The 25,379-nt window shown below is 68.7% G+C and carries 19 protein-coding genes; 14 read left to right on the top strand and 5 right to left on the bottom strand.

Annotated elements, in window-relative coordinates; translation table 11 throughout:
- The first annotated feature begins 14 nt into the window (after positions 1-14).
- Positions 15-917, top strand: a complete 903-nt coding sequence (sucD, locus tag ACIQTX_RS15545; protein WP_028502363.1) for a succinate--CoA ligase subunit alpha — start codon at positions 15-17, stop codon at positions 915-917.
- Between the two features lie 80 nt (positions 918-997).
- Here sucD and ACIQTX_RS15540 read toward each other — a convergent pair whose 3' ends face one another.
- On the bottom strand, positions 998-1,576 hold the full coding sequence (locus ACIQTX_RS15540; RefSeq protein ID WP_402973713.1) for a TetR/AcrR family transcriptional regulator: 579 nt from the start codon (positions 1,574-1,576) through the stop codon (positions 998-1,000).
- A 73-nt stretch (positions 1,577-1,649) separates the two neighbouring features.
- On the opposite strand from ACIQTX_RS15540, the gene ACIQTX_RS15535 reads away from it, so the two are divergent.
- Positions 1,650-2,051: a VOC family protein gene (locus ACIQTX_RS15535; RefSeq protein WP_402973710.1), complete on the top strand. Its 402-nt coding sequence runs from the start codon at positions 1,650-1,652 to the stop codon at positions 2,049-2,051.
- A gap of 58 nt (positions 2,052-2,109) precedes the next feature.
- On the opposite strand, the gene ACIQTX_RS15530 is transcribed toward ACIQTX_RS15535, so the two are convergent.
- Complete coding sequence (locus ACIQTX_RS15530) at positions 2,110-3,585, bottom strand: NCS2 family permease (RefSeq protein ID WP_402973707.1); 1,476 nt, start codon at positions 3,583-3,585, stop codon at positions 2,110-2,112.
- Between the two features lie 90 nt (positions 3,586-3,675).
- On the opposite strand from ACIQTX_RS15530, the gene ACIQTX_RS15525 reads away from it, so the two are divergent.
- The 9 genes from ACIQTX_RS15525 to ACIQTX_RS15485 all read left to right on the top strand — a co-directional run bounded on the left by ACIQTX_RS15525 (position 3,676) and on the right by ACIQTX_RS15485 (position 15,682).
- Positions 3,676-5,067 carry a DUF6350 family protein gene (locus tag ACIQTX_RS15525; RefSeq protein WP_402973704.1) on the top strand — a complete coding sequence of 464 codons (1,392 nt, stop codon included), beginning with the start codon at positions 3,676-3,678 and terminating at the stop codon, positions 5,065-5,067.
- A gap of 64 nt (positions 5,068-5,131) precedes the next feature.
- Entirely contained in the window at positions 5,132-5,719 is a 588-nt protein-coding gene (gene purN, locus ACIQTX_RS15520; RefSeq protein WP_402973701.1) for a phosphoribosylglycinamide formyltransferase, read from the top strand.
- A 38-nt stretch (positions 5,720-5,757) separates the two neighbouring features.
- The gene (purH, locus tag ACIQTX_RS15515) at positions 5,758-7,365 is read left to right on the top strand and encodes a bifunctional phosphoribosylaminoimidazolecarboxamide formyltransferase/IMP cyclohydrolase (protein ID WP_105528488.1); all 1,608 of its coding nucleotides are present in this window, start codon (positions 5,758-5,760) and stop codon (positions 7,363-7,365) included.
- 168 nt (positions 7,366-7,533) lie between these two features.
- On the top strand, positions 7,534-9,054 hold the full coding sequence (locus ACIQTX_RS15510) for a DNA-3-methyladenine glycosylase 2 family protein (protein WP_402973697.1): 1,521 nt from the start codon (positions 7,534-7,536) through the stop codon (positions 9,052-9,054).
- Entirely contained in the window at positions 9,051-9,548 is a 498-nt protein-coding gene (locus ACIQTX_RS15505; protein ID WP_402973694.1) for a methylated-DNA--[protein]-cysteine S-methyltransferase, read from the top strand. The genes ACIQTX_RS15510 and ACIQTX_RS15505 overlap by 4 nt, the downstream gene beginning before the upstream one ends.
- Before the next feature lie 80 nt (positions 9,549-9,628).
- Positions 9,629-10,678, top strand: a complete 1,050-nt coding sequence (locus ACIQTX_RS15500) for a dipeptidase (protein WP_402973691.1) — start codon at positions 9,629-9,631, stop codon at positions 10,676-10,678.
- 316 nt (positions 10,679-10,994) lie between these two features.
- Positions 10,995-12,926 (top strand): ABC transporter ATP-binding protein, encoded by a 1,932-nt coding sequence (locus ACIQTX_RS15495; protein WP_402973688.1) that lies wholly within the window; start codon positions 10,995-10,997, stop codon positions 12,924-12,926.
- Positions 12,923-14,737 (top strand): ABC transporter ATP-binding protein, encoded by a 1,815-nt coding sequence (locus ACIQTX_RS15490; protein WP_105528474.1) that lies wholly within the window; start codon positions 12,923-12,925, stop codon positions 14,735-14,737. The genes ACIQTX_RS15495 and ACIQTX_RS15490 overlap by 4 nt, the downstream gene beginning before the upstream one ends.
- A gap of 129 nt (positions 14,738-14,866) precedes the next feature.
- Positions 14,867-15,682 (top strand): hypothetical protein, encoded by an 816-nt coding sequence (locus tag ACIQTX_RS15485; protein ID WP_028504008.1) that lies wholly within the window; start codon positions 14,867-14,869, stop codon positions 15,680-15,682.
- Between the two features lie 120 nt (positions 15,683-15,802).
- On the opposite strand, the gene ACIQTX_RS15480 is transcribed toward ACIQTX_RS15485, so the two are convergent.
- The gene (locus ACIQTX_RS15480) at positions 15,803-16,261 is read right to left on the bottom strand and encodes a GNAT family N-acetyltransferase (RefSeq protein ID WP_028504007.1); all 459 of its coding nucleotides are present in this window, start codon (positions 16,259-16,261) and stop codon (positions 15,803-15,805) included.
- A 174-nt stretch (positions 16,262-16,435) separates the two neighbouring features.
- Between ACIQTX_RS15480 and ACIQTX_RS15475 the strand changes: the two genes are divergently transcribed.
- On the top strand, positions 16,436-18,655 hold the full coding sequence (locus ACIQTX_RS15475; RefSeq protein ID WP_402973683.1) for an NADP-dependent isocitrate dehydrogenase: 2,220 nt from the start codon (positions 16,436-16,438) through the stop codon (positions 18,653-18,655).
- Between the two features lie 179 nt (positions 18,656-18,834).
- Here ACIQTX_RS15475 and ACIQTX_RS15470 read toward each other — a convergent pair whose 3' ends face one another.
- Positions 18,835-20,325, bottom strand: a complete 1,491-nt coding sequence (locus tag ACIQTX_RS15470) for a L,D-transpeptidase family protein (protein WP_402973680.1) — start codon at positions 20,323-20,325, stop codon at positions 18,835-18,837.
- 108 nt (positions 20,326-20,433) lie between these two features.
- Positions 20,434-20,838, bottom strand: coding sequence for a RidA family protein (locus ACIQTX_RS15465; RefSeq protein WP_028504004.1), 405 nt, complete (start codon positions 20,836-20,838; stop codon positions 20,434-20,436).
- Positions 20,839-20,863: 25 nt separating this feature from the next.
- On the opposite strand from ACIQTX_RS15465, the gene ACIQTX_RS15460 reads away from it, so the two are divergent.
- Together ACIQTX_RS15460 and ACIQTX_RS15455 are read left to right on the top strand one after the other, a co-directional pair.
- Positions 20,864-22,081, top strand: a complete 1,218-nt coding sequence (locus ACIQTX_RS15460; protein ID WP_402973676.1) for an alanine racemase — start codon at positions 20,864-20,866, stop codon at positions 22,079-22,081.
- On the top strand, positions 22,072-25,338 hold the full coding sequence (locus ACIQTX_RS15455) for a family 20 glycosylhydrolase (RefSeq protein WP_402973673.1): 3,267 nt from the start codon (positions 22,072-22,074) through the stop codon (positions 25,336-25,338). Before ACIQTX_RS15460 ends, ACIQTX_RS15455 begins: the two co-directional genes overlap by 10 nt.
- The last annotated feature ends 41 nt before the right edge of the window (positions 25,339-25,379 follow it).

Genomic DNA, 25,379 nt, shown 5'->3' with positions numbered 1-25,379 from the left:
GAAGGACTAGAAGAATGTCGATCTACCTCAACAAGGACTCCAAGGTCATCGTCCAGGGCATCACCGGCGGCGAGGGCACCAAGCACACCGCGCTGATGCTCAAGGCCGGCACCCAGGTCGTCGGTGGCGTCAACGCTCGCAAGGCCGGCACCACGGTCTCGCACACCGACAAGGACGGCAACGCCGTCGAGCTGCCCGTCTTCGCCTCGGTCGCCGAGGCCATGAAGGAGACCGGCGCCGACGTGTCGATCGCCTTCGTCCCCGGCGCCTTCACGAAGGACGCGATGATCGAGGCCATCGATGCCGAGATCCCGCTGCTCGTCGTGATCACCGAGGGTGTGCCGGTCGGCGACTCGGCCGAGGCCTGGGCCTACACGCAGAGCAAGGGCAACAAGACCCGCATCATCGGACCGAACTGCCCCGGCATCATCACCCCTGGTGAGGCGCTCGTCGGCATCACGCCCGCGAACATCACCGGCAAGGGCCCGATCGGCCTCGTGTCGAAGTCGGGCACTCTGACGTACCAGATGATGTTCGAGCTGCGCGACCTCGGCTTCTCGACCGCCATCGGCATCGGTGGCGACCCGGTCATCGGCACCACGCACATCGACGCGCTCGCCGCGTTCGAGGCCGACCCCGAGACCAAGGCGATCGTCATGATCGGTGAGATCGGTGGCGACGCCGAGGAGCGTGCGGCCGACTACATCAAGGCGCACGTCACCAAGCCGGTCGTCGGCTACGTCGCGGGCTTCACCGCTCCCGAGGGCAAGACCATGGGTCACGCGGGTGCGATCGTCTCCGGCTCGGCCGGTACCGCCCAGGCGAAGAAGGAGGCCCTCGAGGCCGCCGGCGTCAAGGTCGGCAAGACGCCGTCCGAGACGGCAGACCTGATGCGTGCGATTGTCGAAGCGCTCTGATCTGAGCTACGCTTGAACTGAAGGCCCCGGACTCCACTCTGGGGCCTTCTTTCATGCCCGGCGCGTGCAGCGCCTGCGCGTCAGCTCCGCGAGGCCACGGACGCCAGGACGCTGTCGAGCGCGCGGTGTGCGTGTCGACGTGCTGCGGGGGCGTCCTGTTGGGCGGTGAGCCAGAGCGCGAGCTCGTTCATCGCTCCGGAGAGGGCCGCCGTCAGCGGGTCGAGGAGCGCGGGGGTGATTCCGGCCTCGCGCAGCCCCGCCCTGAGTTCGTTCTCCGGGCCCTCTGCGTCCAGTCGGCGCCAGTGCTCCCAGCCGAGCGCGGCGGGCCCGTCGATCAGCAGGATGCGCGCGGCCGTACCGTCGGTGATCGCGTCGAGGAAGGCGTGGCTGCCGTCGCCGAGGGCGGCATCCGGAGCGCTGTCTGCGGTGGCGGCGACGATGGCATCCGCGATGTGCTGCTGCTGCGCGGAGGCGACTGCGGCGAACAGCTGCGGCTTCGAGACGTAATGGTGGTACACGGCGCCGCGGGTCACGCCGGCCGTGCGGGCGATCTCGTCGACGGAGGCCGTGGCGTAGCCATGCTCGGCGAAGTGCGCGGTGGCGGCTTCGAGGATGCGTCGGGCGGTCGCTGCGGCGTCGGCGGCGGAGGCTCGGGGCATGGTCTTCCTTTACGTGCGATGTGTATGTATTCTAGCTCAAAGATACAAACACATTGAATGTAAAGGCGGGGCCATGGAGATCACGAGCTTCTATCCGGTGCTGATGGTGGACGACGTCGCCACGGCGGCACGGTTCTATCGAGAGGAACTCGGGTTCGAGACGACCTTCGAAGCGGACTGGTACGTGAGTCTGCGCTTCGACGGCGGCGAGCTCGCGATCCTCGACGGCACACACGAGACGATCCCCGAAGGCTTCCGCGAGCCCGTGCGCGGCCTGCTTCTGAACGTGGAGGTGCCCGACGCTGCGGTCGAGCACGCGCGCCTCGTGGGGGAGCGGGGTCTCCCTGAGCGGTTGACGTTGCGAGACGAGGCCTTCGGGCAGCGCCACTTCATCGTCGAGGCGCCCGGCGGCGTGCTGATCGACGTGATCGAACCGATAGAGCCGTCACCGGAGTTCGCTGCCGCATTCGTCTGAGGCACGAAAGAGGGGCGGATGCCGCAGCACCCGCCCCTCTCGCGATCTCTGACTGAGGTCAGATCCCGACGCCGAAGAGGGCCTCGATCGGCCCGCGGGCGAAGAAGATCAGGAAGCCGGCGCCGACGACCCACAGCAGCGGGCTGATGGTCTTGGCCTTGCCGGAGAACGCATGGATGATCACCCAGCTCACGAAGCCCGCGCCGATGCCGTTCGCGATCGAGTACGTCAGCGGCATGACCGACACCGTGAGGAACACCGGCAGCAGCACGCGGAAGTCCGTGAAGTCGATGTAGCGGATCTGCGCCATCATCATCGCACCGACGATGATCAGCGCGGCTGCCGCGATCTCGGTCGGGACGATCGACGTCAGCGGGGTCAGGAACATCGCGATCAGGAACACGACGCCGGTGACGACGTTCGCCAGTCCCGTGCGCGCGCCCTCGCCGATGCCGGCGCCCGACTCGATGAAGACCGTGCTGGAGGAGGAGGAGGTGGCACCACCGGCGATGGCGCCGACGCCCTCGACGACCAGCGCCGACTTGATGCGGGGGAAGTCACCGTTGTCGTCGGCGAGGTTCGCCTCCTTGGCGAGACCGGTCATGGTGCCCATGGCGTCGAAGAAGTTCGTGAAGAGCAGCGTGAAGACGATCATCACGATGGCGACGAGGCTGACCTTGCCGAAGTCGAAGCTGAAGTCGACCGCGCCGATCAGGCTGAGGTCGGGGATGCCGATGGGCGAGCCGTTCAGCGCGGGGACGGTGAGTCCCCAGCCGCCCGGGTTGACCACATTGCCCTCGTCGTCGAAGCCCCGAGCGCCGATGTGCCAGATCGCCTCGACGATCACCGCGATCACGGTGCCGCCGACGAGGCCGATCAGCATCCCGCCCTTGACCTTGAGAGCGACGAGGATGCCGGTGAGCAGCAGCGTGATGACGAAGAGCAGGCTCGGAACGGTCGCGACCGAGCCGTTGACGCCGAGTCCGACCGGCGGCGAGGATGCGCCGGTCGCGGTGACGAAGCCCGAGTTGACGAAGCCGATGAAGGCGATGAACAGACCGATGCCGACCGTGATCGCGATCTTCAGCTGGAACGGCACGGCGTCGAAGATCGCTTTGCGGAGCCCGGTGGCCGCAAGCAGCACGATGACGACACCGTTGATCATCACGAGCGCCATGGCCTCGGGCCAGGTCACCTGCCCGACGACCGAGAACGCGACGAAGGCGTTGATGCCGAGTCCTGCGGCGAAACCGAACGGCAGGCGCGTGACCAGGCCGAACAGGATCGTCATCACACCGGCGGTCAGCGCGGTGGCGGCTCCGACGGCGTTGAAGCTGAGCATGTCTCCGGCGACGTCGGGCTTGCCGGAGAGGATGATCGGATTGAGGATCACGATGTAGGCCATCGTGACGAACGTCACCAGGCCCCCTCGGATCTCGGTGCCGATCGTGGATCCGCGCTTGCTGATCTCGAAGAAGCGGTCCAGGGAATTCTTGGGCTCGGTGGATGCCGGGGCGGGCGGGGCAGTTGTCATCGGGAAACCTCCGGAGAAACGCTATCGTGTCGCCGGGTCCACGCGCGCCCCCAGGGCTTCGTCGGCATCTCGTCGTAGTCTCGAAACGCTATGCAACGCCTCCTCGTCGCGCTCCTCGCCGCTTTCGACGCCGCCATCGCCGCGGCGGTCGGTCTCGTCGTGCTGCTCGCGCCGCTGACACTGCTGTGGACGCTCGCCTTCGGCGTCACGGCCGACTGGGGCGCACTCTGGCCGCTCACCGGCACGCTCTGGGAGTTCGGTCACGGGGTGCCGCTCGCGATAACCATCCCGGCGGAACTCCTCGTCGCCCTCGGCATCCCGGCAGAGGCGGCATCCTTCGCCGTGTCGATCACCCCGTTGGCGTTCCTGATCTTCACGCTGCTGTTCGCCGCCCGCTCCGGCGGCCGGGCGGCGGCGGCAGGGGCGTGGCTGCTCGGGTCGCTGTCAGGCGCTGCGGTGTTCGCCGTCATCTCCGTGGGGGTCGCGCTGACTGCACGGTTGGATGCGGTGCAGACTCCCTTGCCGCTCGCGATGCTGCTTCCGGCAGCGGTCTACCTCGTGGGTGCCCTGTGCGGTGCTATCCGCGTCGCCTGGGAAGAAGGCGACGGCGGCATCCTCGACCGCCTGCATGACCGGCTCGACGCCCGCGAGGACTGGGCTCCGGTCCTGCCCGCGGTCGTGCGCGGTGCGGCGTTCACGCTCGTCGCCGTGGTGGGTGCTGCGGCTCTGGCGCTTGCCGTGGCGACCCTGTTCCGTGGCGGCGAGGTCATCGCACTGTTCCAGGCTGCCCGCGTCGACGCTCTCGGTGCGACCGTGATGACCCTGGCGCAGCTCATGTACCTGCCGACGCTGATCGTGTGGGCGGCGTCCTGGCTCGCCGGCCCCGGTTTCGCCGTCGGAGTCGGAACGGCCGTGTCGCCGGCGGGCACGCAGCTGGGAGTCGTGCCAGGTATCCCCGTTTTCGGTCTGCTCCCCGAGAACAGCTCTATGTGGATGCTGATCGTCGTGCTCGTCCCCGTCGCCGCCGGAGCCTTCGCGGGCTGGGCGGTGCGTTCCCGTCTCGTCTGGGAAGGCACGCCGCTCGGTGTTCCGCAACGTGCCGTGATCGCGGTCGGCATCGCCGGGGTCACGGCGGGGGTCGCCGGGCTCGCCGCCGTGCTCGCGAACGGATCGATGGGTCCCGGCCGTCTGGAGGAAGTCGGTCCCGCCGTGCTTCCGTTCATGCTCGCGCTTGGTCTGGAAGTCCTCGTGGGCGCAGCGATCCTGCTGCTCTCCCCGCGCCACCGTGATGAGCTGGCCGAGGAGCGCACCGACCGTTGGATCGCCGAGATGACGGAGTTCGATCCGAGTCTTGCTCCGGCTGCCCGCGCGGCGTCGGATGCCCCGCTCTTCGAGGCGTCGAGCTTCGACGACACGGCGCCGATCGACGACGTCCGCGGGTTCACGACACCGAAGGCCGACCAGAACGACCAACGCGACTGACAGCTCTCCGCGCGCGCGCAGATGCCGGGCGGAAGCGGTCTGCGCTCCCCGGTAGACTGGGCGCGTGCTCACGGTCGCCGTTCTCATCTCGGGCACCGGCTCGAACCTTCGCGCCCTCCTCGAGGCCGCTCGTCATCCCGATTTTCCCGCCAGGGTGATCGTCGTCGGCGCCGACCGCGAAGCCGACGGGCTCGCCCACGCCGAGGAGTTCGGCATCCCCAGCTTCACGGTGCCGTGGCACGAGCACGAGAGCCGCGAGGCGTGGGGCGAGGAGCTCGCCCGCCAGCTTGCCGTCTGGAACCCCGACCTCGTCGTCCTCAGCGGCCTCATGCGTCTGCTTCCGCCGTCGCTCGTCGCACAGTACTCCCCGCGCCTCATCAACACGCACCCGGCGTTCCTGCCGGAGTTCCCCGGCGCGCACGGCGTTCGTGACGCGCTCGTCTCCGGAGCTGCAGAGACCGGCGCCAGTGTGATCGTCGTCGACGACGGCGTCGACACCGGCCCGATCCTCGCGCAGGAACGCGTCGCGATCCTCGAGGGCGACACCGAGCACACCTTGCACGAGCGCATCAAACCTGTCGAACGCCGACTGCTCATCGACGTCGTCCGCGGCATCGCCACCGGCGACCTCTCTCTCCGCTCTTCTTCCTGACCCCCTCCACCCGACGCCCCCGCACGAAGGAGCCCATCATGGCCGGCCCCCGCCACGACCCCACGCTCTACCGCGATCGCGACACCGTGCCGATCAGGCGCGCGCTCGTCTCGGTGAGCGACAAGACCGATCTTCTCGTTCTCGCCGCGGCGCTCGCCGAGGCCGGCGTCGAGATCGTCTCGACCGGCTCGACGGCGTCGACCATCCGCGAAGCGGGCTTCACCGTCACGGACGTTGCCGCCGTCACCGGCGTGGCCGAGATGCTCGACGGCCGGGTGAAGACGCTGCACCCCAAGATCCACGGTGGTCTGCTCGCCGACCTGCGGCTCGAGGATCACGAGCGTCAGCTCGCCGAGCTCGACATCACGCCGTTCGAGCTCGTCGTGGTGAACCTGTACCCGTTCGTCGAGACCGTCGCCTCCGGTGCGGTCGGCGACGACGTGGTCGAGCAGATCGACATCGGCGGGCCCGCCATGGTGCGCGCCGCTGCCAAGAACCACGCCAACGTCGCGATCGTCGTCTCGCCGCAGTCCTACCCCGGCATCATCTCGGCGATCGCCGAGGGTGGCACCTCGGTCTCGCAGCGTCGGGAGCTCGCCGCCCGCGCCTTCGCCCACACGGCCGCGTACGACACGGCCGTCGCGTCGTGGTTCGCCGAGGGCACGCTGCAGGACGACGGCGACCTCCCCACCCACCTCACGATCCAGGCTGAGCGCCTCGCGACCCTCCGCTACGGCGAGAACTCGCACCAGCGCGGTGCGATCTACACCCGCGCCGGTGGCCACGGCATCGCCCAGGCGACGCAGCTGCAGGGCAAGGAGATGTCGTACAACAACTACGTCGACGCCGATGCTGCACTGCGCGCCGCCTACGACATGGTCAAGCCCGCTGTCGCGATCATCAAGCACGCCAACCCCTGCGGCATCGCGACCACGGCACCGAATGCGCTCGACCCGATCGCCAGCGCGCACCTCCGCGCCCACGAGTGCGACCCGGTCTCGGCGTACGGCGGGGTGATCGCCGCGAACGGTACCGTGACCCTGAAGATGGCCGAGAACCTCAAGGACATCTTCACCGAGGTCATCGTCGCCCCGGCGTTCGAGCCCGCGGCCCTCGAGGTGTTCAAGGCCAAGAAGAACCTGCGTCTGCTGCAGCTGCCCGTGGACTGGCAGCAGGAGCGCATGGATGTGCGTCTCGTCTCCGGTGGGCTGCTGCTGCAGGACGCCGACCGCTTCCCCGACGACATCGTCTCCGTCGCGAAGAACTGGGAGCTCGTCTCCGGTGAGCGTCCGAGTGACGAGGAGATGGAGAACCTGATCTTCGCGTGGAAGGCCTGTCGCGCGGTCAAGTCGAACGCGATCGTGCTCGCCAAGGACAACGCCACCGTCGGCGTCGGCATGGGCCAGGTCAACCGCGTCGATTCGTGCCGCCTCGCGGTCGAGCGTGCGGGAGACCGTGCGGCCGGGTCGGTCGCATCGTCCGACGCCTTCTTCCCGTTCGCCGATGGTGCACAGGTGCTGATCGACGCCGGCGTCACGGCGATCGTGCAGCCCGGAGGATCCGTCCGCGACGCCGAGGTCATCGATGCCGCCCGCAAGGCCGGCGTCACGATGTTCTTCACCGGGGAGCGTCACTTCTTCCACTGAGCGCTCGCGCTCTGATACCTCGAGACCCACTCTCCACGCCGAGACCCACACGCGCCCGCTGCGGCCGCGATGGGCATCGACGAGGCGGGTGGGTCTCGTCGTCTGCGCCGCCACAGCCATGTCCGATTTCCGCCAGTCGAGGTCGGTGGCGCGTGGCAGAGTGGAGGCATGAGCTTCCCCGTGACCGACTTCGACGAGCGCTACCGTGCGATCAGCGCGCGCGACACCCGCTTCGACGGGCAGTTCGTGACGGCGGTCAGCTCGACCGGGATCTACTGCCGTCCGAGCTGCCCCGCACGCACGCCCAAGCCGCAGAACGTGACGTTCTATCCCACCAGCGCCGCAGCGCACGAGGCCGGGTATCGGGCGTGCAAGCGCTGCCTTCCCGAGGCCGCTCCCGGGTCGCCTGCGTGGGACATCCGTGGTGATACGGCCGCGCGAGCCATGCGCCTCATCTCCGACGGTGTCGTCGAGCGCGAAGGCGTGCCGGGCCTGGCCGCACACCTCGGCTACTCGAGCAGGCACCTCACGCGCCTGCTGACGAGCGAACTCGGCGCGGGACCCCTCGCGCTGGCCAGGGCGCATCGGGCGCACACGGCGCGGATGCTGCTCGTCGGCACCGACATGCCGATCTCGGATGTCGCCTTCTCGGCCGGGTTCGCCAGCATCCGCCAGTGCAACGACACGATCCGCGAGGTGTTCGGCCTCACGCCGGGGGAGCTCAGGGCGCGTCGACGACTGCCGGCATCCGCCGTGCCGGGGGCGATCGACCTCGTGCTGCCATACCGGGGACCACTCGATGCGAGCGGCATCTTCGCCTGGATGGCTGCGCGCGCCGTTCCCGGTATCGAGGAGACCACGGCGACCTCGTTCTCCCGACACCTGCGGATGTCGGGCGGCCCCGCCTGGTTCGAGGTGCGCCAAGACGAGGCGTCGCGCCTTCATCTGCGTGCACGCGTCGCGCGGTTGGGCGATCTGGCACCACTGGTCTCGACCGTGCGGCGCATCTTCGACCTCGACGCCGACCCCCTCGCGGTCGACGCGGCGCTCTCGGCACACGTCGAACTGGCCCCTCTCGTGGCGCGCACTCCCGGCATCCGGGTTCCCGGGTCCGCCGATCCGCACGAGATGCTCATCAGGGCGATGGTCGGCCAGCAGATCACGGTGGTCGCTGCACGCACGGCACTCACCGCGCTCGCCGAGGCGCTGGGGGAGCGCACCGAGAACGGACTGCTGTTCCCCACGATGTCGGCCATCGCCGAACACGGCGCGGAGGTGTTGCGCGGCCCGGCCGCCCGGATCCGTGCCATCACCGGAGCCGCTGCGGCGCTCGCCGACGGCTCCCTCCGGCTCACGGTCGGAGACGACGGTAGCGAACAGCGCGCCGCTCTGCTCGCGATGCCGGGGATCGGACCATGGACGGCTGACTACGTGCGGATGCGTGTGCTCGGCGATCCTGATGTTCTGCTGCCGGGCGACGTCGCGCTGCGTGCCGGCGCCGCGGCCTCGGGCCTTCCCGGCGAGGCGCGACCACTCACCGCCTGGGCGGAGCGCGCCGCACCATGGCGCAGCTACCTCAGCGCACACCTCTGGCGCTCAGCCCCCGTCCGTGCGACCGGATCTCGGCGCGCGGCATCCATCTCCCGCACCACCCTCACCGACGACCTCACGACGAAGGAGACCTCATGACCGCCATCATCCAGACCATCGAGACCCCGGACGGCGCTTTCACGATCCTCGCCGACGACCGTCAGCGTGTGTTGTCCTCCGGCTGGACGTCCGACGTCGAGGCGATCCTCGGCCGGTTGTCCGCTGCGCATCGCCCCGAGGAGTTCCGCGAGGGTGAGACCGATGCCGCAGCAGCCGCACTCGCCTACTACGCGGGCGACCTCTCGGCCATCGACGCGGTCGCCGTGAAGCAGTCCGGCACCGCGCTCCAGCTCGCCGGCTGGTCGGCGCTTCGGGCGATCGAGCCGGGCGAGCCGCTAACCTACACGAGCTTCGCGACACAGCTCGACAACCCGCGGGCCGTGCGGGCTGCAGCATCCATCTGCGCACGCAACGCCCCCGCGCTGTTCGTGCCCTGCCACCGGGTGCTGCGCACCGACGGCACCCTCGGCGGATTCGCCTGGGGGCTCGACGTCAAGGAGAGCCTTCTCTCTCGCGAGAGCGTCGCCGGTTGAGTCGAGGCGCACCATGGGGCGATGGCGACATGGTGTCCGTCGACGAAGCATCTGTCCCGACGCGGCCGTAGGCTCGTCCCGTGACCGCCAACGATGCACTCGACCTCCACCGCAGCGCCGTCGTCGCCGACGCGCACAACGACCTGCTCTGCTCGGTGGCGAGCCGCCCTTCGGACCAGTGGTCGGAGTACTTCCGCGCCCAGTGGCTTCCGCAGCTGCAGCAGGGCGGTGTCGACCTGCAGGTCCTGCCCGTGTTCGTCGATGATGTGTACCGTCCGGAGGGGGCACTGCGTCGCACCTTCCGCATGATCGAGGCCGCCCACCGCCTGGCAGATGGCAACGCGAACGCGGTCGGGCTGTGCCTGGACGGCGACGACATCGACCGCGTGATCGGCGAAGGGCGCATCGCGCTGGTGCTCGCTCTGGAGGGGATGCCCGGCATCGCCGACGATGTCGAACTGCTCGAGACGGTGCACCGGCTCGGGGTGCGGATCGGGTCGGTCGCCCATTTCGGGCGCAGCGCCTTCGCTGACGGAAGTGGCGAAGACGCCGCGGGCAGCAGGCTGACGCGCACCGGCATCCGGGCTCTCGCCGAGATGGAGCGCATCGGCATGATCTTCGACATCAGTCACCTCGGAGCGGGCGGCGTCGATCACGTGCTCGAACTCGCCACGCGCCCCGTCATGGCCACCCACTCCTCGGCGCGCGCGCTGTTCGACCACCACCGCAACCTCACCGACGCGCAGATCGCCGGAGTCGCGGAGAGCGGGGGCGTCGTGTGCGTCAACTTCTTCGCGCCGTACCTGCACGAGAGCGACTACACGATCGACACCCTGGTCGACCATCTCGAACGGGTGGCGTCGGTCGCCGGCATCGAGCACGTCGGGATGGGGCCGGACTTCGTCCGCGAGGTGCTGGACGACACGACGGCGCCGTGCTGCGTGCAGACCACGATCGAGGGAGTCCCCGCCGACCGGTACCTTCCGGGTCTCGAGGGTCCGGCAGGGCTCCCGCTCGTGACCGAGGCTCTGCTGCGCCGAGGCTGGTCGGAGGCGGACATCCTCGCCGTCCTGGGTGGCAACCTCCAGCGCTTTCTCCGATCAGAGCTCGTCGTCTCCGCGAAGGGCTGAGAACGTCGCGGCGTCCCGCTACCGGCGAGCGTCTCGAACTGCGCCAGACGAATCGGGAATGTCTCTTGCTTTCAGCTGGTTCACAGCAATAGGCTGGTGGGCTGTCGCGCCAACCGGACGACATCGCCGAGCCCCTGAGGAGGACACCATGACCACGATCGCCACCGCGCGGATCGCAGCTCTCGGCTCGACCCCGGCGCGTCCGCTCTCCTAGAGCCACCCCGCCCCTTCTTCGTCGGATGCCGGACTCTGTGAGTCCGCTCTCGCATCCGTCCCCTTCCGTAACCGCAGTCCATACGAAACTCGTCTGAGAGACATGTCTTCCTCGCCTTCCGCGCAGAATCCCTCGCCTTCGTCCACCCTTTCCACTCCGGCCGCACTGTGGCGCCTGAAGCCCTTCGTGAAGCCCGTCATCTGGCGGCTCGCCGGCGGCGCCGCCAGCGCGCTCGTCGCCGCCATCATCGCCCTGATGATCCCGATCGTGCTCGAGCAGATCATCAGCGGACCCGTCCGCTCCGGTGACTTCAGTGCGATCGTGTGGGGCGCGCTCGCCGTCTTCGCGCTCGGCCTCGGTGAGGCGCTGATGGTCTGGTTGCGACGCCAGTTCGTGCTCAACCCCTCGACAGAGGTCGAGTACAAGATGCGCACCGAGCTGTACTCGCGTCTGCAGACGCTCCCGGTCTCGTTCCACGACCGGTGGGGCTCGGGTCAGCTGCTCAGCCGCATGATGCAGGACATCGGCCTCATCCGCCGCTGGCTCGCCTTCGGCCTCGTGCTGCTCGTCGTCAACATCCTCACGATCGTCATCGGCTCTGTGCTGCTGTTCCGGTGGCACTGGCTGCTCGGTGCGATCTTCCTGGTCACGGCCATCCCGTTGTGGATCCGCGGTTACCTGTTCGAGAAGCGCTACGGCGCGCTCACCCGTCGAAGCCAGGATCAGGCCGGCGACCTCGCGACCAGCGTCGAGGAGAGCGTGCACGGCATCCGCGTGCTGAAGGCGTTCGGTCGCGGCAAGCACGCCCTCAGTCGTTTCAGCCGTCAGGCCGAGACCCTGCGTGAGACCGAGATGAGCAAGGCCGGCGCGATCGCGTCGATCTGGTTCTGGCTCGACCTCATGCCGCAGATCGCGTTCGGGCTCAGCCTGATGTCCGGTATCTGGCTGATCTCCGTCGGCCAGATCGACGAGGCGCAGCTGTTCGCGTTCTTCGCGATGGCTGTCGTGCTCCGCTGGCCCATCGAGTCGATCGGCTTCCTCTTCTCGTTCATGCTCGACGCCCGCACAGCGACCGACCGCGTGTTCGACATCTTCTCTGAGACGAACACCATCACCGACCCGGAGAATCCCGTGCACATCGAGCACCCGCGCGGCGAGCTCGCTTTCGAGAACGCCCACTTCCGCTATCAGGACGCGGGTTCCCACGAGCGCGATCTGCTCGACGGCATCGACCTGGTCCTGCGTCCAGGCGAGACCATGGCGCTGGTGGGCCTCACCGGCAGCGGCAAGACGACGCTCACGACATTGCCGACGCGTCTGTACGACGTGACGGGCGGCAAGGTCACGCTCGACGGGGTCGACGTGCGCGATCTCCCGCTGGCAGAGCTCCGTCAGCACATCGCGATGGCGTTCGAAGACGCGACGCTGTTCTCGGCGACCGTTCGCGAGAACGTGCTGCTGGGCCGCGCCGAACTCGACGTGCACAGCGAAGAGGGCGAGCGTGTCTTGCGAGAGGCTCTCGACGTCGCTCAGGCGTCGTTCGTCGATTCGCTGCCCGACGGCGTGGAGACCGTGATCGGCGAAGAGGGGCTCAGCCTCTCCGGAGGTCAGCGTCAGCGTCTGGCCCTCGCCCGCGCGGTCGCCGCGAAGCCGAAGGTGCTCGTGCTCGACGACCCGCTGTCGGCGCTCGACGTCGACACCGAGGCTCTCGTCGAGGAGGCGCTCCGGCACGTCCTCGCCGACACCACGGCCATGATCGTGGCGCACCGGCCCTCGACCGTCGCGCTCGCCGACCGTGTCGCCTTGCTCGAGGCCGGGCGGGTCACGGCAGTGGGCACCCACTCGGAGCTGCTGAAGACGAGCCGTCACTACCGTCACGTCATCTCCAGCCTGGAGGCTGAGGAAGCCGCACGCACCGGGGCGATCCCGGTGATCCGCGATCAGCAGGCGGATATCGACGAAGAGGTCCAGGAGGGCCTCGGGATGCAGGCCGCCGACGAAGACCCGATCACCGAGAAGGAGGTGCAGCGATGAGCTCCGCCATCACCGGAACCCAGAACGAGGATCGTTCCGAGTACACCCGCGAGGAGAGCAAGGAGATCCGTCGTCGGTCCCTCCGACTGCTCGGATCCCTCGTCAGCCCGCTGAAGCCGCAGATCGTGCTGGCCGCTGCCGTGCTGGTCGTCTCGACCGCGCTGCAGGTCGCCGGGCCCATCCTGATCAGCATCGGACTCGACCGCGCGCTGCCCGCAGCGGTGAAGCAGGCGGACTGGATGCCGACGTTCATGATCGGCGGCATCTACCTGCTCGCTGGAGCGCTGGCCGCCGTGCTGATCGCCTGGTACGTGATCATCGCCGCCAAGCTCACCCAGGCGGTGCTGCTCGATCTGCGCAAGCGGATCTTCCTGCACACCCAGCGCCTGAGCCTTGAGTTCCACGAGTCGTACACGTCCGGTCGCATCATCTCGCGCCAGACCAGTGACCTCGACTCGATCAAGGAGCTCCTCGACGGCGGTCTGAACGAGCTCGTCTCCGGCGTGCTCTTCGGGCTCTTCACGTTCATCGCGCTGTGCTTCTGGGACTGGCAGTCCGGCCTGATCCTCGCGATCGGCGGGGTGCCGCTGTTCTTCCTGATGCGCTGGTTCTACTCGCGTTCGCAGCTGGTCTACCGCGAGTCACGCGTCATCAGCGCGAAGGTGATCGTGCAGTTCGTCGAGACCATGACCGGCATCCGCGCTGTGAAGGCGTTCCGCAAGGAGCCGCGCAACGACAAGGCGTTCCAGGAGATCGCGGGCGAGTACCGCGATGTCAATCGTCGCTCGATGCTGCTTTTCGGCACGTTCGAGCCCGGACTCATGGGCGTCGCCGCGCTCGTGCTCGGCATCGTCGTCCTCTGGGGCGGCATCCGAGTGTCCGAAGGTGCGCTGACCGTCGGTGTGCTGCTGTCGGCCGTGCTGTACGTCCGGAACTTCTTCGCTCCGATGCAGGAGATCGCGATGTTCCTGAACTCCTACCAGTCGGCGACCGCCGCGCTGGAGAAGGTCTCAGGCGTGCTCGACGAGGTGCCGACGGTTCCGGATCCCGAGAAGCCGATCGATCTGTGGGAGTCCCGCGGCCACATCGGGTTCGACGAGGTGACCTTCGGCTACAACGGCGAGAAGACGATCCTCCCGAACTTCTCGCTCGACATCCCGGCAGGGCAGACGATCGCGTTGGTCGGCACGACCGGTGCGGGCAAGTCCACGCTCGCCAAGCTCATCTCGCGCTTCTACGACCCTTCCGAGGGTCGGGTCACTCTCGACGGCGTCGACCTGCGCTCGCTGCACCCGAAGGATCTCCGCCGTGCGATCGTCATGGTCACGCAGGAGGCATACCTGTTCAGCGGAACCGTGGCCGACAACATCGCCCTCGGCAAGCCGGATGCGACTCTCGATGAGATCAAGGCGGCGGCACGAGCCGTGGGCGCCGACGGGTTCATCTCGTCGCTTCCGGACGGCTACGGTACCGACGTGAACAAGCGCGGTGGACGAGTCTCTGCCGGCCAGCGCCAGCTCATCTCGTTCGCCAGGGCGTTCCTCGCAGACCCCGCGGTGCTGATCCTCGACGAGGCGACGGCATCGCTGGACATCCCGTCCGAGCGGCTGATCCAGGACGCCCTGCAGACGCTTCTCAAGGACCGCACGGCGATCATCATCGCGCACCGTCTCTCGACGGTCGCGATCGCCGACCGGGTGCTGGTGATGGAGCACGGGCGCATCATCGAGGACGACACTCCGGCCGCACTCATCGGCGGAACCGGCAAGTTCGCACAGCTGCACGCGGCCTGGCAGGAGACACTCGTCTGAGCATTCCCTCGACTGCGGCGGCCACGCCCGCCTCGCCGGCCTGGCGGGGCGAGCATGGCCGCCGCTATCGAGACGGAGTCGTTTCGGTGGGGGAGCGCGTCGCAGGCAGAGCGTGGGTAGCATCGAGATATGGACCCATTGCTGCTCGCTGCCGAGTGGTGGTGGATCGCGCCGACGGCCGTCGCCGCGGGAACGGCAGGTGTGATGGGGATTCGACGTCGCAGCAGTACGGCGAGTGGACGCCGCCTGGCGGTGGATGCCGCCCGGCATGACCTCAGAGAGGCGCAGCTGGTCGCGGCCGAACGGCGCACCGCGTGGAAGATCGCCCGTGCAGACCTCGCTCGCGTCTCCGCGGAGCGTGCAGCTCAACGAGCGACGGCCGAGCAGGTCGCCGGCGCGCGGCGGATGCTGCGGGAGCGGGAGCGCGACGCCAAGGCGGCTTCCGCCGACGTGCGCGCACGGCAGGTCAGGCTCAACGCCGCGAGGGCAGCGGTCCCCGCGGCCTCCGAGCCGCGCCCGCTGGAGCGCCTGCACGCCGCTCATGACGCCGTGACGGTGCGGTGGATGAAATACGAGACCGACCCCGCGCTCCAGATCTCCTACCCGGCGATGACCGACGTCAAGCGACCTGAGACGGCCGCGTACTTCCGTGCAGCCGGGCATGCGGTGGAGATGCGGCGTTCGGCTGATGGACGCATCACCCCCGCCGAGTTCGCCGCCTACCGCGACGCCGTCTCCGAGCTCGAACGAGCCTTCGAGGCCGCCGAGCATGCGGCCAAGGTGCAGGCGGGAGAAGCGCCGTCGACCGCGGCGTGGCAGGACGCGGCGCAGGACATGCTCAGCCGCTCTGCCGAGGCCATCGATCGCGCGGCCGGCGCTGCTGCCGCCGCGATCTCCTCCTGGACGAGCCGCCGCAAGCCTGACAAGCCGGACGACCGGTCCTGACACGTGGTGTGCCGATCGCGACGGCTTTCGGATGCGAGCTGTGAGAGCGCTCCCCATCGAGCGCTGTGAGGGGCGACGAGGTCTCGATGGGGGAGGGGATTCGAGACCCCGCCGCCCGGTCTAGGTGGTGACCCGGATCTCGGCGATGACCTCGCCGTAGGCTGTCTCGCCCACAGGCGTGAAGCCGACCCGGTGGAAGAAGGTCTCGGGACCGTCGTCGCCTGCTTCGTAGATCACGTCGACGTGGTCCATGCCGCGCTCGCGCGCCTCTTCGACGAGGCGTTCGACCGCGTAACGACCGACGCCGCGACCCTGATCGTCGGCATCGACGTTGATGCGCCACAGCACGGAGCGGAAGTGCTCCTCCGGCGCTTCGGAATCGAAGTTCGCGCTGACGAAGCCGACGACCTCATCGCCGTCGAGGATCACCCGCTGCCAGGATGTCTGCGGGTTGATGACGGTGGCCGCGATCCCGTAGGAGACCGGAGCGAGGAACTGCTCCTGTCCGGGCTTGAGCGACAGGTTGTTCACGGCGACGATCGTCGCAGCGGAGAGTTCGACCATGCGCAGTTCGGACATGATCCCAGGCTAACCCCTCCCGGCGGACGGGACACGTTTCGAGCGAACATTTCACCCGGGGGGAGTCCACCCCTCGTCCGCGATGCCGCTCGCGCGTGCCGAGGGCAGCAGGGTCAGAGCCGCTCAGGTATCTTGGTATCGAGACAAATTTCCCCGCGAACGGAGTACCTCCCGGTGACCGACGACGCCATCATCTACACGTACACAGACGAGGCACCGGCGCTCGCCACCGCCTCGTTCCTTCCGATCATCCAGGCATACACCGGCCAGGCCGGCATCGATGTCGAGACGCGTGACATCTCGCTGGCTGGTCGCATCCTCGCGGCCTTCCCGCAGAAGCTCACCCCTGAGCAGCAGGTCAGCGACTCGCTCGCAGAGCTGGGCGGCCTGGCCACGCTCCCCGAGGCGAACATCATCAAGCTGCCGAACATCTCGGCGTCCATCCCGCAGTTGAAGGGTGCGATCGCCGAGCTGCAGAAGCAGGGCTTCGACATCCCCGACTTCCCGGACGAGCCGTCCTCCCTGGAGGAGAAAGACGTCCGCGCCCGTTACGACCGCATCAAGGGCTCCGCCGTGAACCCGGTGCTGCGTGAGGGCAACAGCGACCGCCGGGCCCCGCTCGCGGTGAAGAACTACGCCAAGAAGCACCCGCACCGCAACAAGCCGTTCGCTGCGGGATCCAAGACGCGCGTCGCGACCCTCGGCCACGACGACTTCAAGCACAACGAGCGCTCCTGGGTCGCCGCTCACGACGACGTGCTGAGCTTCCGCCACACGGCAGAAGACGGCACCGTGACCGTGCTCAAGGAGGGCCTCAAGGTCCTCCCGCGCGAGATCATCGACGCCACGTTCCTCTCCGCCAAGGAGCTCGACGCTTTCCTCGCCGAGACGCTCGAGGCGGCGAAGGCCGACGACGTGCTGTACTCGGTGCACCTCAAGGCGACCATGATGAAGGTCAGCGACCCGATCATCTTCGGTCACGTCGTGAAGGCGTTCTTCGCCGATGTGTTCGCGCAGTACGGCGACAAGCTGGCCGCCGCCGGGCTCAACGCGAACGACGGCCTCGGCTCGATCCTCGCCGGTCTCGCGAATGTCGCGGACGGCGCCGAGATCGCGGCCGCCTTCGACAAGGCCATCGCCGAGGGTCCGCGCCTGTCGTACGTGAACTCCGACAAGGGCACCACGAACCTGCACGTGCCGAGCGACGTGATCGTCGACGCGTCGATGCCCGCGCTCGTGCGCAACGGTGGCAAGCTCTGGGGCAAGGAGGGTGAAGAGGCCGACACGCTCGCCGTCATCCCCGACTCGTCATACGCGAGCGTCTACCAGGCAGTGATCGACGACGTGATCGCGAACGGCCCGCTCGACCCGGCCACGATCGGCACGGTTCCCAACGTGGGGCTCATGGCGCAGGCTGCCGAGGAGTACGGCAGCCACGACAAGACGTTCGAGATCGCGGCAGACGGCATCGTCCAGGTGCTCGACAGCGAGGGCACCGTGCTCATCGAGCACACGGTCGGCAAGGGCGACATCTGGCGTGCGACGCAGACCAAGCACATCCCGGTGATGGACTGGGTCAAGCTCGCGGTGACCCGTGCACGTGCGACCGGCGACCCCGCCGTGTTCTGGCTCGACGCGAACCGCTCGCACGACGCCCAGATCATCGCCAAGGTGCACCAGGGCCTCGCGACGCTCGACATCAAGGGCCTCACGATCACGATCCTCGCCCCCGAGGAGGCCACGCGCTACACGCTCGCGCGCATGCGACACGGCCTCGACACGATCTCGGTCACCGGCAACGTGCTGCGCGACTACCTGACCGACCTTTTCCCGATCCTCGAGGTCGGCACGAGCGCCAAGATGCTCTCGATCGTGCCGTTGCTCGCGGGCGGCGGTCTGTTCGAGACCGGGGCCGGTGGCTCTGCGCCGAAGCACGTGCAGCAGCTCGTCGAGGAGAACTACCTGCGCTGGGACTCGCTGGGTGAGTTCTTCGCGCTGGCCGCTTCGCTCGAGCACTTCGCCGACCGCACGGGCAACGAGAAGGCCCGTGTGCTGGCCGAGACGCTGGATGCCGCGACGGGCACCTTCCTCGAAGAGGACCGTTCGCCGGGCCGCGCGCTGGGCACGATCGACAACCGCGGCAGCCACTTCTACCTGAGCCTCTACTGGGCGCAGGAGCTGGCGAAGCAGACGAAGGACGCCGACCTCGCAGCGGCCTTCGCGCCGATCGCCGAGACACTCGCGAAGAACGAGGAGACCATCGTCTCCGAGCTCAACGCGGTGCAGGGCAAGCCGGTGGAGATCGGCGGCTACTACCGCCCGGACGACGCACTCGTCGTCGCCGTCATGCGCCCCTCCGCGACGCTGAACGGCATCGTCGACGCACTGCGCTGACAGGAGTGAAGGGGGCGGATGCTGGGGCATCCGCCCCCTTCTTCGTACCCGGACAGGCTGGGTGGAACCATCCGCGCGAGAAGCCGGCTCGAGTCGCGTGCCCGCGGCACATCGACCGAGCTACGCCGGCGAGACTTCGGCTCGCTGCTCGCCGGCGAGGCTTCCCGGGGGTACGGGCGTCAGTAGTGGACGGAGACCTCGAGGCCCTCGGGGGACCAGTCGTAGACGTACTTGGCGAGATCGATAGGCAGGTTGACGCAACCGTGGCTCATACGCTGGCCGAAGTTGTTGTGCCAGTAGGTGCCGTGGAAACCGATGTTCGGAGCGAACCACGTGATCCAGGGCACGTCCTCCGTGCAGTACGGCGCGTTGGGATAGCAGCCCATGTCCTGGATGCGTGTGTGCGCGAACACCTTGAAGCTGCCGGTGGGGGTCAGCGTCCCCGGCAGGCCCGTGGACACGGCCCAGGAGTTCACGACCGCACCGTTCTCGTAGAGGATGGCGCGCTGCGAGCTCAGGTTGATGTCGATGCGACGGAACAGGCTGACCGTCTCGAACGGGGTCTCGGTGACCGAGAGTGCGAACGCGCCGTCGCCGGCGGCGAGCTGCTGTGCGAACTTGTCCGCGATCGCCGAAGTGTCTCCGATCGCCCGGCCTGCAACGCCTTCCTGCTCCGCGCGGAGCACGTTTCCTGCGGAATCGACGATGTTGGTGGCGTTGACCGGTGCGCGGTCGACGAGAGCGGGAAGACCGTCGACCGTGGCCTGGATCGCCTGCGGGTCGGCCTGGATGCTCAGCTGGCCCTTGTCGTCGACGACCGTGAGCCAGGAGGCGGCGACCGCGGGATCGACCGGCACGGTGCGCTCCTCGCCGACGTAGAAGCCGACGGTCGGGAGCATCGTGTTGAGCGAGGTGGCGGTGGCGGTGGCGTCGTCGTCCGAGACGGCGGCGGCGGCCTCGGCCGGATCGCCCGAGAACTCGAGCGTCTTGCTTCCCTCGGCGATGGCCTGGGTGAAGGCTGCGTTGAGGTCACCGACATCGATCCCGGTTCCGGCCTCGGATGCGGTGATCACGAAGCTCCCGCTGGCGGGGTCGAAGGCGACTCCGGCGTCCACCGGGTCTTCGAAGCTCGCAGGCACCGCGCCGCGCAAGGCAGCGGTCGCCTTTTCGGGGTCGAGCACGATCTCCGCAGGCACGGGGTCGCCCATCCACGCGCCGAGGTTCCACAACGGGTGCTCGGCGAAGGCGGTGTCGGCCAGTGCGGTCGCGTCGACGCTCACGCCGAGGTCGGCACCGGTGAGCACGGTGCCCTCGCCGTCGCCGGTGAGGGTGACCTCGGTCTCGGCGAGGTGGGAGTTGATGGCGTCAGCCGCCGCGCCCGGGGTCATCCACCCGACGGGGATCCCGGCGACGGTGGTGCCGGGTGCGATGAGGATCATCGAGGCGGCGCCGGCTCCGAGGGCGACGACGCCCAAGCCCAGACCGATCCAGAGGCCGAGGCGGCGCTTCTTGGGTGACGGTTCGATGGGAGCCCAGGCCAGTGGCTGGTCGCCGGTCGTAGGTGGCACGGTCTCGCTGGGAGCATCGGTCGATGTGAGTACTGCGGTGGGCGCGGAGTCTTCTCCGTGCGCCTCGTCTGCTGCGCCCGGCGCAGAAATCAGATCGGTCACGAACTTCACCCCCCGGCTCTCAAACGTGTCCTGACGTTCAATGGTACGGGATGGGAGGTAACGGGGAGGCAACGGTCCGTGATATCGTCCCTCCCCGCTCCGCCGATGTCAGTCGATGATGGCGATGCCGTCGATCTCGACCAGCATCTCCTCACGCGGCAGGCCGGTGAACACGGTGGTGCGCGAGGGCAGGACGCCGTTCGTGGTGTGCGCAGTGACGAAGGCGCCGTAGGCATCGTTCATGATCGGGAAGTCTTCGCGCTTGGTCAGGTAGACGCGCAGCATCACGACGTCGTCGAAGGTCGCGCCGGAGGCCTCGACGATCGCCTTGACGTTCTCGAGCGTGCGCGTCGTCTGCGCGGCGACATCACCGGGGAACAGGTACTCGTTCGTCTGGGGATCGACGGGCCCCTGGCCGGACACCTGCACGAACGGGCCCTTGCGGATTCCCTGAGAGAAGGTGTGGGCGGGGGCGGGAGCGGCGTCGGTGGAAACTCGGATCTTCGCGGTCATGTCGCCAGCCTAGTAGCCTTGTTAGATGCCTCTACAAATTCCGGATCCCGTTCTCGGCGCCTGGACGAAGGGCTTCCCGGCGCACGCGGTCGGTCTCCGTCTCTCGGAGGTCGCCGGTGCCGGTCTGCACCTCTCGGACCTGGTCACCCCGGTACTGACCGTGCACGAGAGGGCCCTCACGCACAACGAGGAGACCGTCTTCGCGTGGGCGGAGCAGCAGGGGGTCCTGCTCGCGCCCCACGGCAAGACCACGATGGCGCCGGCGCTCTGGCAGAGGCTTCTCGATGCGGGCGCCTGGGGCATATCGGTCGCGACGCCGTGGCAGGCCGAGGTCGCCGTCGATGCGGGCGTTCCGACCGTGCTCATCGCGAACTCCGTCACGGATCCCGCGGCAGTGCGTCGACTGGGCGAGCTGCTCGCCGCCGACGAGGGGCTGCGCGTGCTGTGCTGGGCGGACTCGCTCGACGGCGTGGCGATCCTCGCGAAGGGCATGCGCGATGCTGCGCGGCCGCTGGATGTGCTGGTCGAGCTCGGAGGAGCCCACGGTCGCACCGGAGCACGCACCGTCGATGAGGGGGAGCGCATCGCGCAGGCCATCTCGGATTCCCCCGGCCTGCGCCTCGCGGGTGTCGCCGGATACGAGGGGCCCTTCGGAGCGGACCGCAGCGAAACCTCCGTCGCCGCCGTGGACACGTACCTCCGCACGATCATCGAACTGCACACGCGCCTCGAATACTCCGACGACGTGCGCCCCGTGCTCAGCGCCGGAGGGAGCTCGTTCCCCGACCGGGCAGCGGCGGTGCTCGCACCCGCGGGCGCCGAGGCGGATGTCGTCCTGCGCTCCGGCGCCTTCCAGATCCACGACGACGGCTTCTACTCCCGGATGTCGCCGTTCGGCGCGTTGACCGCGACCGCACCGCTCCGATCGGCGATGCACGCCTGGTCGCGAGTGGTGTCGCAGCCCGAAGAAGGCCTCGCGTTGCTCGATGCCGGTCGTCGGGACGTGCCCTTCGATCTCGATCTGCCGGTTCCGCAGAGCGTTGCGGGCGAGATCACCGCGCTGAACGATCAGCACGCGTTCCTGCGTCTCGCCGATGAGGCTTCGGTCGCGGTCGGCGACGTCGTGCGGCTGGGGCTCTCCCACCCCTGCACGGCCTTCGACAAGTGGCGGGTGGTCGCGGTGATCGATGACCCGGACGCCGCCGACCCCCGGGTCATCGGAGCGGTCGCGACATGCTTCTGAGCGCGGAGAAGGCTGCTGTCGGGTTCGTGCGGGTCTACCGCGGAGCGACAGTCATCGACGGGACCGGATCGTCTCGCTACATAGCCGATGTGGCGGTCGAGGGCGCCAGAGTCGTCGCGATCCTCCGCTCGGGAGTGGCCGCTGACGAGCTGGATCTCCCCGACGGTGCCGTGGAGGTCGACGCGACAGGTCTCATCCTCGCGCCCGGCTTCATCGACATGCACGCGCACAGTGAGCTCGCCGTGCTGCGCGGTGCTGCCCACGAGGCGAAGATCCGGCAGGGCGTCACGACCGAGGTGCTGGGCCAGGACGGCCTCGGCTACGCGCCGCTGGACGATGCCACGGCTGCCGTCATCCCCGCGCAGATCGCCGGTTGGAACGGCATGCCCGCCGACGTGCCATGGCGGACGATGGACGACCTTCTCACGGCGATCGACGCCGCAGCGGTCGCGAACGCCGCCGTTCTCGTCCCGCAGGGGAACCTGCGGATGATGGTCGTCGGCCATGAGAACCGTCCGGCGACGTCTGCCGAGATCTCCGCGATGGCCGACCTACTGGGCCTCGCCCTGGATGCGGGCGCATTCGGGATGTCGAGCGGCCTCACCTACACGCCGGGGATGTATGCCGATACGGCGGAGCTCGAAGCGCTGTGCCGGGTCGTGGCCGAGCGCGGCGGCTACTGGGCGCCGCACACCCGCAGCTACGGCGGGGGAGCGCTCGAGGCCTACCGGGAAGCGCTCGACATCGGGCGACGCACCGGCTGCCCGGTGCACCTCACTCACGCCACCATGAACTTCGCCCCGAACCGTGGCCGTGCCGCCGAACTCCTGGCGCTGATCGACGCGGCGATCGCCGACGGGGTGGACGTCACGCTCGACACCTATCCGTATCTGCCGGGCGCCACCACGCTCGCCGCACTGCTGCCGAGTCGGCTGGCCGCGACCGGTGACCTGCTGCACGCCCTCGCCGAGCTCGACGCGGGCGGCCGGGAAGCGGTGCGGGTGGAGTTGGAGGAGATCGGCTGCGACGGCTTCCACGGCGAGAAGGCGGACTGGACGCAGATCCAGATCTCCGGCGCGGCGAACCCCGCCCTCGCGGATCTCGTCGGGCGGACGGTCGCTGAGATCGCCGCCACGACCGGTCGCCGTGCCGTCGACGTGGTGATCGACACGATCATCGCTGATGCCGGTGCCACCGGCATCCTCATGCACATCGGCGATGAGGAGAACGTCCGTGCCATCATGCGCCATCCGCAGCACGCCGGCGGCAGCGACGGGATCCTGATCGGGGCTCGACCGCACCCCCGCGGGCGCGGCACGTTCCCGCGCTACCTCGGGCACTATGTGCGCGAGCTCGGCATCCTCACGTGGGAGGAGGCCGTGCGCCACCTGGCCGGAACACCTGCCAGACGTCTGGGCCTCGACCGCGGCGATGCTCCACGCGGCATCATCCGGGAGGGCGCGACTGCGGATCTGGTGCTGTTCGACCCGGAGACCATCGCGGCCGGTGCCACCTTCGATGCCCCTTTCGCCATCCCTCACGGCATCGTCGAGGTGCTGGTCGGCGGCACGCCGGTGGTGTCAGAGGGTGACGTGACCGGGAGCACGCCCGGTCGCGCACTGCGGATGCCGCCCCCGGCCCACCGTTCGACGGTGCCGCTCGTCGCTTCCCGCATCGACCCGATGGTCCCCGGTTTCACATGGTCCGAGGGGACCCCGATCCTCGCCTCATCCGAGCTCGCCGCCTCAGTCGCCCGGCTGGGTGGAGGCGGTGGCGATGAGGGACTGCGGCCGATCCGTCTGGTGATCGACGAGGCCCTCGGCGCGGATGCCGCATCGGCGGGTCGCATCGGCGCAGAGGCCTTCCGGGTGAGGGTGAGCGCCTCGGCCATCGAGGTCAGCGGGGCGAGTCCCGCCGGCGTGTACCGGGGCGCCACGACGCTGCGGCAGCTCCGGGATCCGGATGCCACGACGGCGTTGATCCCGGCCGGCGTGTGGGAAGGATCACCTGCCTACAGCTGGCGCGGGACCATGCTCGACGTCGCCAGGCACTTCCGGCCCGTCGACGACGTGCGGCGACTGATCGACCTCCTCGCCGACCACCACCTCAACGTCCTGCACCTGCACCTCACCGACGACCAGGGGTGGCGCTTCGAGGTGCCGGGCTTCCCGCGTCTCACCGAGGTCGGAGCGCGCCGGGAGTCGACGCAGCTCGGACACGGGCCGCTCTCGAGCGTCGAGCCCGGCGTGCACGAGGGCTTCTACACGACCGCGGAGTTGCGCGATCTCGTCGCCTACGCACACGAGCGCTTCGTGACCGTCGTGCCGGAGGTCGAGCTGCCTGGACACATCCAGGCGGGCCTTGCCGCCTACCCCGAACTCGGCAACGTCGACGTCGGGGATGCCGTCTCCTCCGCCTGGGAGCGCTTCGGCGTCAATCCGCGCACGCTCGCGCCGACGGACGCATCGCTGGCGTTCGGGCGTGCAGTGATCGACGCCCTGTGCGACGTGTTCGATTCGGAGTGGATCGGGATCGGCGGAGATGAAGTGCCGGTGACCGAATGGGCGCAGAGCGCGGCAGCCGCCGAACGGATGCGTGAGCTCGATCTGGACACTCCGCATGACGTGCAGCCGTGGTTCACGGCTCATTTCGTCGCGCATGTTCGTTCCCGCGGGCGCACGGCGCTCGCGTGGGATGAGGTTCTCGAGGGAGACGTCCCCGAGGGGGTCCGCATTCTCGCGTGGCGCGGCGCTGCGGCGATGCGTGAGGCGCTGCGCCGGGGGATCGAGGTCGTGGCGTGCCCCGACCTCGAGGTGTACCTCGACTACCCGCAGTCGGAGTCGGAGGAGGAGCCGATCAGGGTCGGCCCACCGCTGACGATCCAGCGTGCCTACACGCTGCGCGTCGAGGAGGGCGCGGTCGGCGGCCAGGCGAACGTCTGGAGCGAGCACCTGCCCACCAGGGATCGCGTCGACTTCGCGATGTTCCCGCGCCTGGCGGCGATCGCCGAGCGGTTGTGGGAAGGGGGCGATCCGGCACCGTACGAGGGGTTCGGACGGCGCCTGAGCACGCACCTGCGACGGCTCGCTGCGGCAGGCGTGCGGTATCGTCCCCTGGACGGGCCTGAGCCCGGACAGCGCCGCCCAGGGGTGCCGGGGAAGCCTCTCACGATCGAGGCTCGGGAGAAGATCGTCGCGGGGTTGGTGGAGCGTCTCATCGAACGCTCGAACACGCTCGCCGCCGGCGATCGAAAGTAATGTAACGTTTCGGTAACCCTCGCCGCGCGTCCGCGGGCAGA

Source organism: Microbacterium sp. NPDC090281 (assembly GCF_044769635.1).
GTDB lineage: Bacteria > Actinomycetota > Actinomycetes > Actinomycetales > Microbacteriaceae > Microbacterium.
Note: the sequence above shows the minus strand (reverse complement) of the source record. Positions and strands in the feature narration are given on the sequence as shown.

Coding starts and splice junctions, on each gene's coding strand:
- ACIQTX_RS15535 (WP_402973710.1), top strand. CDS start 1,650: ATGGAGATCACGAGCTTCTATCCGGTGCTGATGGTGGACGACGTCGCC.
- ACIQTX_RS15490 (WP_105528474.1), top strand. CDS start 12,923: ATGAGCTCCGCCATCACCGGAACCCAGAACGAGGATCGTTCCGAGTAC.
- ACIQTX_RS15480 (WP_028504007.1), bottom strand. CDS start 16,261: ATGTCCGAACTGCGCATGGTCGAACTCTCCGCTGCGACGATCGTCGCC.
- ACIQTX_RS15505 (WP_402973694.1), top strand. CDS start 9,051: ATGACCGCCATCATCCAGACCATCGAGACCCCGGACGGCGCTTTCACG.
- ACIQTX_RS15525 (WP_402973704.1), top strand. CDS start 3,676: ATGCAACGCCTCCTCGTCGCGCTCCTCGCCGCTTTCGACGCCGCCATC.
- ACIQTX_RS15510 (WP_402973697.1), top strand. CDS start 7,534: ATGAGCTTCCCCGTGACCGACTTCGACGAGCGCTACCGTGCGATCAGC.
- sucD (WP_028502363.1), top strand. CDS start 15: ATGTCGATCTACCTCAACAAGGACTCCAAGGTCATCGTCCAGGGCATC.
- ACIQTX_RS15465 (WP_028504004.1), bottom strand. CDS start 20,838: ATGACCGCGAAGATCCGAGTTTCCACCGACGCCGCTCCCGCCCCCGCC.
- ACIQTX_RS15540 (WP_402973713.1), bottom strand. CDS start 1,576: ATGCCCCGAGCCTCCGCCGCCGACGCCGCAGCGACCGCCCGACGCATC.
- ACIQTX_RS15460 (WP_402973676.1), top strand. CDS start 20,864: ATGCCTCTACAAATTCCGGATCCCGTTCTCGGCGCCTGGACGAAGGGC.
- ACIQTX_RS15485 (WP_028504008.1), top strand. CDS start 14,867: ATGGACCCATTGCTGCTCGCTGCCGAGTGGTGGTGGATCGCGCCGACG.
- ACIQTX_RS15455 (WP_402973673.1), top strand. CDS start 22,072: ATGCTTCTGAGCGCGGAGAAGGCTGCTGTCGGGTTCGTGCGGGTCTAC.
- purH (WP_105528488.1), top strand. CDS start 5,758: ATGGCCGGCCCCCGCCACGACCCCACGCTCTACCGCGATCGCGACACC.
- ACIQTX_RS15495 (WP_402973688.1), top strand. CDS start 10,995: ATGTCTTCCTCGCCTTCCGCGCAGAATCCCTCGCCTTCGTCCACCCTT.
- ACIQTX_RS15530 (WP_402973707.1), bottom strand. CDS start 3,585: ATGACAACTGCCCCGCCCGCCCCGGCATCCACCGAGCCCAAGAATTCC.